The sequence below is a fragment of the Arcticibacter tournemirensis genome (assembly GCF_006716645.1).
GTDB classification, from domain to species: domain Bacteria; phylum Bacteroidota; class Bacteroidia; order Sphingobacteriales; family Sphingobacteriaceae; genus Arcticibacter; species Arcticibacter tournemirensis.
This window is the reverse complement of sequence record NZ_VFPL01000001.1, coordinates 4721782-4735351: the sequence shown is the minus strand read 5'-3', so window position 1 is coordinate 4735351 and position 13570 is coordinate 4721782. Positions and strand designations below refer to the sequence as shown.

Below are 13570 nucleotides of genomic sequence, written 5' to 3'. Positions count from 1 at the left end.
AAATAAATGAAAGCCCCTTCTTTTAAGAAAGTTTTCCTGATCGTAGCTCTGGTAATGTTGGGCAGGGGCGTAAGGGTTTCGTAGCACCCAAAGAGTGGACTATCGAAAAATAGCACTATATGAATCGTGCGGATGTTTTCTGTTGTCTTTTGACCTCCGGTGTCGTAGCTTTATGATTGGGGATCAATCGTCGCGCGAATTTGATCCCGGACTGAACAAGATAATTCAACTAAATTAGTTTCCGATTCTGAATAGTAAAACAAAATGAAGAATAGAATTAACAGGGCCGTTATAACGATAACCAATACCGCCATATTTTACATATTCACAGCTGTTTTTAATCCGGTGAAATCTGCGGCGCAACAGAAAAAGGAGGAGGGCAGGCCAAATATTATAATTATCATGGCCGACGACCTTGATTCAAGACAGTTAAGTTGTTACGGAGGGCAAAATATCAATACTAAAAATATTGATGCGTTAGCAGCGCAGGGCTTGAAATTTAATCAGATAATTACCTCGGAAGCAATGTGTATTCCTACGAGAGCCTCTTTGTTTACTGGTTTATATCCGCTCAAACATGGCGCTTATCAAAATCATAAACCGGTATATAACAGTTTGAAAAGTGTAGCACATTACTTAGGGGACCTCGGCTATAAAGTGGGTTTAACCGGGAAAGATCATGTAACCAGACCGAAATCAGTATTTCCATTTCAAATAATACAGGGTTTTGAACCTAATTGTGTTGCTGCCACAGATAATTATTTTCTCGATAGCATAAAAACCTTTATCAGCCAAAAGGACAAGCCTTATTGTCTGTTCGTAATGAGTATTAATCCTCATGCGCCTTGGACTGTCGGTGATCCTTCAGAGTTCGATGCGGGTAAACTTAAGCTTCCTCAGCACTGGGTAGATACGAAGCTTACAAGAAAGGACTTCTGCAGATATCTGGCCGAAGTAAGAAGACTTGACAATCAGGTTGGGGATGTAATGAATTTATTGAAGGAAACCGGTCAGGATGAAAATACTATTGTAATATTCTTGGGTGAACAAGGTCCGCAGTTTCCCGGTGGAAAATGGACTGTGTGGGATAACGGGGCAAAAAGTTCGATGATTGTTAAGTGGCCAGGAAATGTAAAGCCTAAGACGGAAACCGACGCTATTGTTCAGTACGAAGACATCACTCCAACGTTAATAGACATAGCAGGCGGACGGGCGGTATCGGGCCTGGATGGGCGGAGTTTTCTTAAGGTAATCACAGGGAAGTCGGACAGACATAGGGATTACGCCTTTTTAATTCACAATAATATGCCAGAAGGCCCTGCTTATCCTAGCCGTGCAATCAGAGACGGTAACTATAAGTTGATAAATAACCTGAGTTTCGATAGCTCTTACTACATCAAATACATGATGAATACAAGTAAAGGGACTCTTGCGTGGACTTCATGGATGAAGAAAGCCGAATCCAACTCACAGGCAGATTTTCTCACCCGCCGTATTACTAATCGTCCTGCAGTTGAATTCTACGATATCAGAAAAGATCCTTATGAATTGAACAATCTTGCGGACATCGACGAATATAAAGGGATGATTAAAAAGTATGACACCAGATTGAAAAAATGGATGAGGCAGCAGGGGGACCGGGGAGCTGCGATGGATACAGAATTTGAAAAAAAGTACTAAGCTTTATGAAAGACTTGAAAGTGGCTGTACTATTGCTGTTAATTTATACCTTTCAGGTGTCCGCTCAAGCTAAGAAAAAGCCGAATATCGTTTTTATTATGGCTGATGATCTGGGATGGGGAGAGCTTAATACCTATGGCAGCACCTTTAATGAAACTCCCAATTTAAATAAGCTGGCTTCTCAGGGAACGAGGTTTACTCAGGCTTACGCCGCAGCTCCTAATTGTTCGCCAACGAGGGCGAGTATTATGACGGGTCAATACCCGGCAAGAGTTGGAATCACCGATTTTTTGCCAGAAGGTGCGGACACGAAGCGATGGTTAGATCCGGCTAAATTTGTTACGCTGAATGAAGCTCTTGCCAGAGCCGGGTATCATACCGGAATCGTTGGTAAATGGCATTTGGATACTCATTATCAAAATTATCGAGGCGGACCAAAAGCTCATGGGTTCGACGAAGTAATAGGTTCGGAGACAAAGTATATTGCCGGAGGTGATTATTTCTTTCCTTACGATAAGATCAGTACTTTCATTAAAGGATCGGAGAACGAATACCTGACTGACAGACAATGCGACGAGGCTGCAGCTTTTATAGATCGTAATAAAAATACTCCGTTTTTCCTTTATCTTAGCTTTTATGGCGTGCATTCTAAGTTAGATGCTCCTGCAATGCTCGTTAATAAGTACAAAAGGAAGTTTGATGTTAAATATGGAGCGGGACAGGCAGAAAAAATCTTCGGAAAAAAGACTGAAGGACCGCACAAAGATAACCCGTACCTTGCTGCGATGATCGAGCGTATAGATGCCGGCGTAGGCCAGATCATGCAGACATTGGATAACAACGGGTTGGCAGAAAATACCTTGCTCGTTTTTTTCTCTGATAATGGAGGAGCCGGTAAGAGTGCTAACAACGGAAACTTAAGGGAGAGCAAAATGTGGATTTACGAGGGTGGTATAAGGGAACCATTGATAATGCGCTGGCCAGGCAAAATAAAAGGAGGGGCGATAGAAGCAACGCCAGTGAGCAGCATTGATTTTTATCCTACGTTTTTAAGTGTTTCTACATCAGAACCCCCGGGTGACCAGGTTATGGACGGAATCAGTTTAATACCCCTGTTTGCCGGGAGGAAACTTGTAAGAGACGAGCTGTTCTGGCACTATCCATCAGAAACGGTCAAATCAGCTGAGAAAATGGCAAGCGCTATACGCAAAGGTGATTTTAAACTTCTTGAATTCTATCGGGATAACCGCATAGAATTATATAATTTAAAAACAGACCCGGGTGAAAGTAATGACTTGAGTAAAAAGCTTCCTGAGAAGGCTGCGGAATTAAAGTTTTTGCTTGAGAACTGGAAAGCTAAAGTGAATGCTGAAAAACCAGTTATTACAGCTACAGGTATTCAGAAGGAAGAATAACAAAGTTTTAATTGACGATGCTGATGCGAAGCTTTTGGAAAGTGGAAAGCGTAGGGCAGAGGATAATTTACAAAAAATAGAGGTTGAAATAAGGCATGAAAAGAAATACTCTAACCTATATATTACTATTTAGTTGCATATCTGTTTTCTTCAGCTTTTGCAATCAAAATAAGGAAACAGTGAATAATCAGGATAGTAAAGGCTCAACCGGGGTAGCAAAAATCAATCTTGAAGATATCTCCTTTAACGGAGATACTTCTAAAAGAGGAATGGTGCGCATTCCTGGCGGAACGTTTATGATGGGTGGAGATAATGATCAGGCCAGTGAAGACGAATATCCTAAACATAAGGTAATGGTCGATCCTTTCTGGATGGACGAGCACGAGGTAACAAACGCTCAGTTTGACGCTTTTGTAAAAGCCACGGGTTACATAACAACTGCCGAGCAAAAGCCTGATTGGGAGGAGATGAAAAAACAGCTGCCTCCTGATACGCCAAAACCGGACGAAAGTGAATTGGTAGCTGCTTCTCTGGTTTTTACTCCCCCCTCTCATAGTGTTGATTTAAACGATTATTCGCAGTGGTGGAGTTGGGTGCCGGGCGCTAACTGGAAACATCCCACGGGCCCGGGAAGTGATATTGAAGGAAAGGAAAACTATCCGGTAGTGCATGTAAGCTGGGACGATGCGGTCGCTTACTGCAAATGGGCAGGAAAACGCCTTCCTTCTGAAGCAGAATGGGAGTTTGCCGCGCGCGGTGGTTTAATAAATAATATTTACCCATGGGGAAATGAGCATATTAATGATCGCAAACCGAAGGCTAACTCATGGGAGGGGAGTTTTCCGGATAAGAATACCGCAATTGACGGCTTTTCCGGTTTGGCGCCTGTAAAATCCTTTTCTCCCAACGGGTATAGACTTTATGATATGGCCGGGAATGTTTGGGAATGGTGTTCTGATTGGTACCGCAATGACTATTACAAAACAGTAAGTAATCCACACGGTGTAAAGAACCCACAGGGACCGTCAGATAGCTATGATCCTGACGAACCTTATGTGCCAAAAAGGGTAGCAAGAGGAGGTTCTTTTATGTGTAATGACAGTTATTGTTCAGGATACAGAGTCGCAAGAAGAATGAAGACCTCTCACGATTCGGGAATGAGCAATATGGGATTCAGATGTGTCAGATGATGCAACAATGGAAAATAGTTATTAGTTAATGTACTTATGAAAAGTAAAACAGCAATAGCAGCGATAGTTTTGGTGTCGGTGATAATTACATCGTGCACACCAACGGGCGTAAAAAGAACAGTAGCAGCAGACTCTGAAAAAAAGAGCGGAAGGAATCAGTCAACGCTTGTCAGTAGTCAATCGCATAAACTTAAAATGCAGAAAGGTAAATGCTGCTCTTCAAACATCCCTCCGCGCTTTCCGACGAAAATTAAATAAAGTGTACTTTAAACCTCTTGATAGATTTTGACTCAAACCAAAGGTGTACCCTCTATTTAAAGGATGTTAATCAGTTTTTTTGTCGCCTGCTATTATTTTAAACCCCGTATCTCTAAAAATAAACAGTTTCTATATCTGGTTTACCTGTTCCTTTTTTCATCTCAGTTGTTTGCTGTTGAGGCCGGCCAGCTTTCAGGTAAAGTAACAGATGCCGACACAGGCGAAAGCCTGGAATATGCTGTTGTTACCCTCTACAGGAAGCCGGATAACAGCATCACAAAAAGCACTAAAACGGACGAGGATGGCCAGTTCAGATTTGAAAATATTCCGACAGGGACATATAGAGTAAAGATTTCGTATGTTGGATATCTCGCCGACACTCTTGAGAATGTCGTTATGCCGGAAAGGGGAACAAAAAAGCTGCCAACAATTAAACTTAAAAGGGATACAAAGATGCTCGGTGAAGTTGTTATTACTGAATCAAAGCCCGAAATTCAGTTCGGAGCCGATACTATTACTTATAATGTAGGGCAGAGTATTCTTGCTGAAGGTAGTATGGCAACTGATATCCTGAAGAATGTTCCCATGGTCGATGTAGATATCGACGGTAAAGTCAGTATTGCCGGGAAACGCAATACCCGGATCTTTATAAACGGGAAACCATCTGACTATATGGTTGGCAATATGGCCGACCTCTTAAGTGTCTTACCATCAGACGCTATTGATAAAATAGAAGTTATAACAAATCCCGAGGTACGTTATTCTGCCGACGGTGAGGGTATCGTGAATATTGTTCTGAAAAAGGGATATAAAATAGGCCTTAATGGAACACTTTCAGTAAATGCGGGAACCCGGGGAACTTATACCGGAACGGCTTACATTGCCTACAGGACAGAGAACCTGGTTCTGGGTTCAAGTTATGGATATAAGAATAACGACAGGGTTATAAACAGCTATTCGCTTACTCAGAACTATAAGCAGAATGTAGTTTCTTCCTACAGAAACCGCTATAACGTTGGTGATAATAATAGTAACGCTCACAACTTCAGGGCCAATGCTGATTGGGACATGACTCCCAATCAGAACTTCAGCATCAGTATTAATACCGGACGTAATTCTGCGGGAGGGGATTCCTGGTCTGATGATTACCGCCTGAATTCAAGTGAAGTACAGCAGGAGTTACGAAATCAGAGTAACAGTAACAATAACAATTCGGTTAATGTTATAGTGGACGCAGACTATACAATTAAGCTAAATAAGAAAAAGAATGAAAAGCTTGAAATAGGCTTTATTACAAGCATAAACAATACAGACCAGGCAAGGTCGGTTGATAGAACAGTAACAAGGATAAATGAGTCTGAAAGTGCATTTCTGCAGCATGCCGATAATGAACTGGACGGAAGTGGGTTTCAGACCAACGCAGACTATGCCCGTTCTTTAGGCAAAATGGGTACTTTTATCGCAGGTTTACAAGCTAGTGTGAAAAAAAATGATAATCAGCAGAACGTTAGCGATTATGATTTCGCACTCGCGCAGGATACAGTAAACCAATACCTGACGAACAAATTCTCTTTTTTTGAAAATATTTATTCGGCTTATGCCGGTTACAATCTTCGCTCAAAAAAACGGTGGTCCTTCAAAGTGGGGACACGTGCTGAGCTCACTGATGCAAGTTTTAATCAGTCGCGAACAAATGGGGTTGCTATGCAGCCTTATTTCAATATATTCCCTAATGCTTCTGTCAGTAAAACATTCAATAAAAAATATGTAACAGGTATTAATTATTCGGTTCGTATTAACAGACCACGCGAGAATGCTCTTAATCCTCTCATTGATAACCGTGACTCAACCAATATCTCCTATGGCAATCCGGCTTTAAAACCTTCAGTTACACAACAAGCTGAACTAAGTTTCAGTACGTTTGGCCGTACATGGTCAGTTGCACCCCGTGTAAGTTTTTCGAAAACTGACGATATTATTGAGCGCATCCGCATTCCGGTTGACGACAATGGGAATATAGAAACTACCTATAGAAACCTGGCTACAAGTAATGCCCTTACTTTTAGCCTATTTGGAAACTACCGGCCTGGTAAGAAAGTCTCTACAAACGCCGGTTTTACCATAAGTCATATTACGTATCATTCCGACGGAAATATCGGAGCCAGAAAAGGCGGATTGAGTTACCGCGGCAATTTCGGTCTGGCCCTTAAATTACCAGAGAAGATTGCTTTTGAGGGAAATCTGAATTATCATAATAATGCCTCTGCACAGGGCCGGAGTAAAGGTTCACTTTCATCCAGCTTCGGAGCCCGCAAGCTATTTCTCCAGAACAAGCTCGTATTCCGAATTATCTCAGCAGATCTCTTTAGTCAGAAAAGCAACCGGGAGTTTATTGAAGGACTTAATTATACGCAGGAAAGGTATTCATCGCAAGCAACACGAAACTTCAGCGTTGCGCTGAGTTATCGCTTTACTAAAACTGGCCGTAACACCGTAAACAGACAAAAAAAAGATATTAGGGAAAAGGGTAATAATGTGCTGGACGAAGAGGAGTAAAATTCGCAAAAAAAGCTAAAACCGGCCACGATTATTAATCTGATCATGGCCGGCTATTTCTTAACTTATTTAAGTGCTAATGTGCAGAGGATTGGAAAATGATCAGACGGGAATCTGCCACGATAAGTATCGGTTAAAATTCCCCATTTTCTTGTGGTCCACTGCCGGGTTGTAAAAATGTGATCAATTATCTCGTCAGAATTTAAAGCCCTTTTTGACCCAAAAGCATTAAAAGAAGCGTTATTGGCATAATGGGTATCTACCTGATCGTAGGTGTCTTTCAGTAAGCCTGAGTTTTTGAGAGTGAGATACCAGTCACTGTCATGGCCTCCGTTGAGATCGCCTGTAAATATCGCAGGGTTGGTACCGGCAATTTCCTTTATTTTACTGACGATCAGCTTTCCACTTTCTACGCGGGCTTTTACTCCCTGGTGATCAAAATGAGCATTGAAGAAATAGAACTTCCTGTTAGATTTCAAATCCTGGAGATATAGCCAGGAGCAGATACGGTTACAGCAGGTTGCATCCCAGCCTAAGCCTGGTTTATCGGGCGTTTCAGAAAGCCAGAAGTTGCCCTTATCAAGAACCTTAAACTTGTCCTTTCTGTAAAATATTGCAGAATGCTCTCCGCGTTCTTTGCCATCATCCCTTCCAGCTCCATAATAGGCATATTCTGGAAGGGCTTTCTGTATATCGTCGAGTTGATTTTTTAATCCCTCCTGCGTTCCTAAAATATCAAATTCGTGGAAGCGGATAAGAGCGGCTACCACCGGAGCTCTGTTTATCCAAAGATCGCCCGTATCACGCGGATTGTCAAAACGAATATTATAAGAACCTGCGATGAACACCTGCGCTTTACCAAGGAAAGGAAGTAAGAGCACAAGTACCAGTACTAGTAGTTTTTGAATTTTCATTGTGTCGTTTTATATGGATTTAATTATAAATATTGAGTTTTTGCTATGAATAACAGGTTCGTTTATCGCGCTGTCGCTGTAAAGGTAAATGCCTTACATTAATACAAGGTTAAGATTTAATGATGTCGAATAAAAGCGGGATCCATGTTTTATTTAAAGATAACTTAATGTTATCTTGTTGTTGTCGTTAACTTATTCGCCAATATTTGGCTTTAATTTACTCTTTAAAAATACATGAAAAGAAGAGACTTTTTCAAAAATACTTCGCTTGCCGCTATCGGATCGGCCTTTTTATCACCTGTAGATTTACTTGCTTCAATCCCCGCCAATAAGCGTCGGAGCGATGGAAAGACTGCTAAAAATATAATTTTCATGGTAAGCGACGGAATGAGCATTGGTACGCTGACCATGGCAAATTTATTGTTACAGCGTAAGGAGGGAAGGGAGAGCAATTGGGTGCGGTTATATCACGAGAATAAAGTGCGACGAGCTATGATGGATACCGCGTCGGCCAATTCGCTCGTAACCGATTCTGCAGCGGCCAGCTCATCCTGGGGAGGAGGAGTTCGCGTGAACAATGGTTCATTGAACGTCGGTCCGGATGGTACAGAGCATAAACCCATACTTCAAAAGTTTAAAGCAGCCGGAAAATCAGTGGGATGCGTTACCTCGGTTCCGGTCACCCATGCTACACCAGCGGGCTTTTGTATTAATAATAATAAACGGGGGGACCAGGGAGAGATAGCGCTTCAGTACCTGCCATTGAAGTTCGATATTATGTTAGGCGGAGGACTGGAGTATTTCCTTGCGGAAAAGAGAAAAGATAAAACGGATCTTTTTGGTAAATATAAATCGACAGGGTATACCGTGTTGCAAAGCAGGAATGATCTGATGAAGCTTTCACTCTCCTCTGATAAACCAGTTATGGGAGTTTTTTATGAAGACGGACTTCCTTATGCTCTTGACCGGGATCATACCGATGGGTTAAAAGCTGCCACTCCTTCTCTTGCTGAGATGACATCTCAGGCAATATCGTATTTACGCAAGAATAAGAAAGGTTTTGTGATGCAGGTAGAAGGCGGCAAAGTAGACTGGAGCGCACATGCGAATGATGTCGGAGCTCTGCTCTACGATCAGATAGCCTTTGATGAAGCAATAAAGGTGGCGATCGATTTTGCTGAACAGGACCAGGAAACTTTGGTGGTCATCACAACGGATCACGGAAATGCTAATCCCGGATTGTTCTCGGGGGGTAAGGCAAATGAGAATTTTGATAAGATTCAGCATTTTAAGCACACCAACGAGTGGATATTAAAGGGCGTCGACAGGGCGTTTACTGTACCCCGTTTGATAGAGCGCATTGAAGCAGCGCAGGGAATTGTTATTACGAAAGACGAGGCATCTTCTCTCTTAAAGCATTTTTCGGCTGCTGATGCTGATGGGATTTATAATCCATATAAACTTCCATTCAGAGAGCTGGCAGAGATCCAAACAAAGTATACTTCGGTAGGCTGGGGAAGTATGGACCACTCCGGAGATTATGTCGAGGTAGCAATGTGCGGACCGGGTAGCGAGCTTTTGAATCCCTTCGTGAAAAATACAGAGTTGCACAATTTGATGCTTGAAGCCACGGGATTAAGGGCTTAACAGATAATAAGTAACGTATAATTGCAGGTATTAACAGATCACCGGAAAAATCCAGGTACTGTTAATACCTGCAAAATAGTATTTAGGCGTTTACTTCATTGTTTAATGAATGGTAATGTTTCAATCCTGCAATTGGAGATTGAAGGATAACCCCCGTTTCCATTCCGAACTCTGAAGCAACGGCTTTAAGAATATCCTGGAAATAGAAGCCTACAGAACCGATGCAGTTAAACTTAACTTCCTTGTAACCCGGATAAAGACTTACAAGCTCCCTGAAAAAATCCCTGAAAGAAGATGTGATTAAGTTTCTGCAATACTCGCTGTCCATATTGTCATCAAAAAATTTGGTAAACCCTGCACAAAAACGGTTTGCAAGCGGCTTTGTATAGATATTATCCATAATCTCATGCTCGCTTAAGTTATACGCCGCATCAAATTTCTTTTTAATATCGGCAGGTACGGTATTCCGTATGATATCTTTCAGGAGCTTCTTCCCCATATAACAGCCGCTTCCTTCGTCTCCCAGGATGTAAGCAGCAGAATCGATATTATGTGCAACTTCGGTTCCGTTATACATGCAGGTGTTCGTACCCGTTCCTAAAATGGCAGCAAATCCTTCCTGGTTTCCTAAAAGTGCTCTGCAAGCGGCAAGCAGATCGTGTTCAATAGCAATTACAGCGTTCGGAAACACCGTTTGAAAGGCATTCTTAAGTATATCTGCTTTTTCCTCATTGTGAACACCCGCGCCATAAAAGTAAAGCTCAGACACTTCATTCACGTTCAGGCCGGCGGGAAGCGAAGCCCTTAAGGAAGGAATGATATAGCTTTCATTAACATAATAGGGATTGTAACCCTCTGAATGGAAGTCCGTTGATTCGTTGTTTTGATGAATAAGACACCAGTGCGTCTTGGTTGATCCTCCGTCTGCTATAAGTATCATAATGTTTATAGTTAAGACTTTAAAGGTAAATAAAACTTAGTGTAATTAATACACTTAGCTGTGTGATTGTAATCACTAATTCAGATGCTGCTGATCTGCTATATCTACTTATTACCTTTTCGGCCTCTACAAACACGAAATCGCACCAATTAAGAGGATTGTAACAAGTTTGTTTAAGAAATGAATGAGGAAGGATGGAATGTCACCGCTCTTTGAAGAAAGAGGCTGCATCAATAGATGCCTCTTTCTTTAGCTGTATTTGTCCCGGTGGTTTTATGCAAAAATAAGAGTTTAGTAATAAGAATTTGTTAAGTTTAAATCATATTATTCTCCTCCAAAGTAATTTTGCTATTTAATCGCATTTCGCCGGCGATATTTCCGGGAGGCCGCTAGCTGAAGTCGCCGGAAATATATCCCCTTGTACGCTTATCGGCCGGTCCGTCGAAAACTTCTTTGGTTACACCATATTCTACCAGCTCGCCTAAGAAGAAAAAAGCCGAATAGTCGCTGATCCGCTTTGCCTGATGCATATTGTGAGTCACTACGATGACCGTATAGTTTTGCTTTAACTTCTGTATAAGTTCTTCTATTTGGGATGTCGACTTAGGATCGAGAGCCGAAGTAGGTTCGTCCATTAGTAAAACGTCGGGCTTCAGCGCAATGGCCCTTGCTATACAAAGCCGTTGCTGCTGCCCTCCGGAAATAAAGGCCCCCCTATGTCCCAGCTTATCTTTTACTTCATCCCACAGAGCAGCGCGGGTAAGGGCATCCTGCACAATCTGATCCCGGTCATCTTTATTTAGTTGAACCCCGTTTAGCTTATATCCTGCAATCACGTTATCGTAAATGCTCATATTAGGAAAGGGATTAGGTTGCTGAAATACCATGCCGATCTTCGATCTTACCAGTATAGGTGGTAAATCCTGGATATCTTTACCATGCATCAGGATCTTACCTTCTGTATGCGTTCCGGGAGTTAGTTCATGCATTCTGTTCAGGCATCTGAGAAAGGTTGTTTTTCCACATCCCGATGGTCCCATTACCGAGACAACGTGATTCGGCTTAAACTGAACGTTTACATTTTTTACTATATGGTTTGTTCCGAAGTATGCGTTAAGGTTCTCAGTTTTTAGTATGTAATTCTCCATTTTCTGATGGCAAGTTTCGTAAAAAAGTTCATGAGCAGGATCCAGACTAAAAGAATGAAGGATGCGCCCCAGGCTAAGTTGTGCCAGTCTTCGTAAGGACTGGTAGCGTAGTTGAAAATAAGCAATGGAAGACTTTGCATTGGCTGTCCCGGATGGGTATTCAGGTAAGCATTGCCAAAAGAAGTAAAGAGCAGCGGAGCTGTTTCTCCGGCAACCCGTGCCACAGATAATAGAATGCCCGAGATAATACCACTCAATGCGCAGGGTAAAACCAGCCGCATAATGGTTTTATGATAGGGCACTCCCAGTGCAAAAGAAGCCTCTTTCAACTGGCGGGGCAGGAGTGATAGCGTCTCTTCTGTCGACCGGACAATTACGGGCAACATCATGATTGCTAAGGCTACACTTCCTGAAAATGCAGAGAAGCTGCCAAAGGTCATCACAATCCAGAAGTAAGCAATGATCCCTATAACAATAGAGGGCACGCCCATCAGCACATCGGTTGAAAGCCGGCTCCAGTTAGCCAGCCTGGTGTTTTTATTTTCATGCAGATAGATTCCGCCGGCAACGCCTATGGGCACGGCCATCAGGGTGGCTATTCCTACAATGATCAGGCTTCCCACAAGCGCATTGGCTATGCCTCCTCCTTCTTCTCCTACAGGCTTAGGCACATTTACCAGGAAATCCCAGTTTATACTGCCTACCCCCTGTTTTACAATATAGAAGAGGACTGATATCAGCGGAACAACGCATAAAAGGGCAAAAGTGATAACTAAACCCTTTATCAGGTTGTTTTTGTATATCCTGTTTCTTATTGCAGTTTCTTTCATTTCACTACATTTAATTTCTTCATTACCGATTTGCCGACGATGTTAATAACCGCTGTAAGGAGGAAGAGCAGAAGGCCCAGCTCAATCAGGGCCGAAAAATAAGTAGTACTTGCTGCTTCGGTAAATTCATTGGCAATTACACTGGCCATGGTATTGCCTGGATCAAACAGACTTTTGGGCAATATAGAAGAGTTTCCTATTACCATTGTCACTGCCATCGTTTCTCCTAATGCCCTTCCCAGGGATAGCAGCGTGGCTGCAAACAATCCTGACTTCGAATAACTGATCACCACCATTTTGATCATTTCGAACCGCGTAGCGCCCATGGCATAAGCCGCCTCCTTTAAGTTCTTTGGTACCATAGCGATCACCTCACGTCCCAGAGAAGCAGAATAGGGAATGATCATAATAGCTAAAACCAACGACGCGGTTAATATACTTACTCCATATGCCGGTACCCCAATGCCCATTTCTAAACTTCGCACAAGGGGCACCAGGATAAGTAAGGCCCAGAAGCCATATATAACAGAAGGTATGCCCGCCATCAGGTCGACAGCCGTGCGCAAGGCCGACGAAAACCATCCCTTGGGATAGTATTCTCCTAAAAATAAACTTACACCTAATGAAAAGGGGACCGAGATGAGCAAAGCCAGAAACGAGGTAATAACTGTGCCTACGAGAAAAGGAAGAGTGCCATATATGTTCTTTACTGGGTCCCAGGTGCTTCCGGTAAAGAAAACGAAGCCCGTTGCCCTAATAGAAGGCAGCGATGCAATCACCAGCGTGATAAAGATGCCCGTTACTATCGCCAGGATCAGGGCAGAGGCTGTGGAAAGTCCAGCCCTGAAGTTTCGCTCCTGCAGCCGGAGTTTATCAAGGCTCTCCAAGGGCAAAAGAACCTTGCTTTCATTATCCCATAAAGTACCCGAAAGCTCCCTGAAGCTGCCAGCATTCTTTCCTTTCTTGATTTTTTCTTTTTCCATCTGTGCCCT

Annotated in this window: 10 protein-coding genes; 5 read left to right on the top strand and 5 right to left on the bottom strand. The window is 42.6% G+C overall.

Going from position 1 to position 13570, the window contains the following annotated elements; genetic code table 11:
• The first annotated feature begins 264 nt into the window (after positions 1 to 264).
• The 4 genes from BDE36_RS19675 to BDE36_RS19660 all read left to right on the top strand — a co-directional run bounded on the left by BDE36_RS19675 (position 265) and on the right by BDE36_RS19660 (position 7099).
• A complete protein-coding gene (locus BDE36_RS19675) occupies positions 265 to 1680 on the top strand; it encodes a sulfatase family protein (protein ID WP_128768505.1) in 1416 nt (471 codons plus the stop codon).
• 5 nt (positions 1681 to 1685) lie between these two features.
• Positions 1686 to 3095: a sulfatase gene (locus BDE36_RS19670; RefSeq protein WP_141816223.1), complete on the top strand. Its 1410-nt coding sequence runs from the start codon at positions 1686 to 1688 to the stop codon at positions 3093 to 3095.
• Positions 3096 to 3190: 95 nt separating this feature from the next.
• Complete coding sequence (locus BDE36_RS19665; protein ID WP_141816222.1) at positions 3191 to 4285, top strand: formylglycine-generating enzyme family protein; 1095 nt, start codon at positions 3191 to 3193, stop codon at positions 4283 to 4285.
• Between the two features lie 321 nt (positions 4286 to 4606).
• Positions 4607 to 7099, top strand: coding sequence for an outer membrane beta-barrel protein (locus BDE36_RS19660; RefSeq protein WP_141816221.1), 2493 nt, complete (start codon positions 4607 to 4609; stop codon positions 7097 to 7099).
• A gap of 65 nt (positions 7100 to 7164) precedes the next feature.
• On the opposite strand, the gene BDE36_RS19655 is transcribed toward BDE36_RS19660, so the two are convergent.
• Positions 7165 to 8013 (bottom strand): endonuclease/exonuclease/phosphatase family protein, encoded by an 849-nt coding sequence (locus BDE36_RS19655; protein ID WP_141816220.1) that lies wholly within the window; start codon positions 8011 to 8013, stop codon positions 7165 to 7167.
• Positions 8014 to 8247: 234 nt separating this feature from the next.
• On the opposite strand from BDE36_RS19655, the gene BDE36_RS19650 reads away from it, so the two are divergent.
• Positions 8248 to 9660 carry an alkaline phosphatase gene (locus BDE36_RS19650; protein ID WP_141816219.1) on the top strand — a complete coding sequence of 471 codons (1413 nt, stop codon included), beginning with the start codon at positions 8248 to 8250 and terminating at the stop codon, positions 9658 to 9660.
• An 82-nt stretch (positions 9661 to 9742) separates the two neighbouring features.
• Here BDE36_RS19650 and BDE36_RS19645 read toward each other — a convergent pair whose 3' ends face one another.
• The 4 genes from BDE36_RS19645 to pstC all read right to left on the bottom strand — a co-directional run bounded on the left by BDE36_RS19645 (position 9743) and on the right by pstC (position 13561).
• Positions 9743 to 10600 carry an N-acetylglucosamine kinase gene (locus tag BDE36_RS19645; protein WP_141816218.1) on the bottom strand — a complete coding sequence of 286 codons (858 nt, stop codon included), beginning with the start codon at positions 10598 to 10600 and terminating at the stop codon, positions 9743 to 9745.
• A gap of 389 nt (positions 10601 to 10989) precedes the next feature.
• Positions 10990 to 11748 (bottom strand): phosphate ABC transporter ATP-binding protein PstB, encoded by a 759-nt coding sequence (gene pstB / locus BDE36_RS19640; protein ID WP_141816217.1) that lies wholly within the window; start codon positions 11746 to 11748, stop codon positions 10990 to 10992.
• A complete protein-coding gene (gene pstA, locus BDE36_RS19635; RefSeq protein ID WP_141816216.1) occupies positions 11730 to 12578 on the bottom strand; it encodes a phosphate ABC transporter permease PstA in 849 nt (282 codons plus the stop codon). Before pstA ends, pstB begins: the two co-directional genes overlap by 19 nt.
• Positions 12575 to 13561: a phosphate ABC transporter permease subunit PstC gene (gene pstC, locus BDE36_RS19630; protein WP_141816215.1), complete on the bottom strand. Its 987-nt coding sequence runs from the start codon at positions 13559 to 13561 to the stop codon at positions 12575 to 12577. The genes pstA and pstC overlap by 4 nt, the downstream gene beginning before the upstream one ends.
• Positions 13562 to 13570 lie beyond the last annotated feature (9 nt).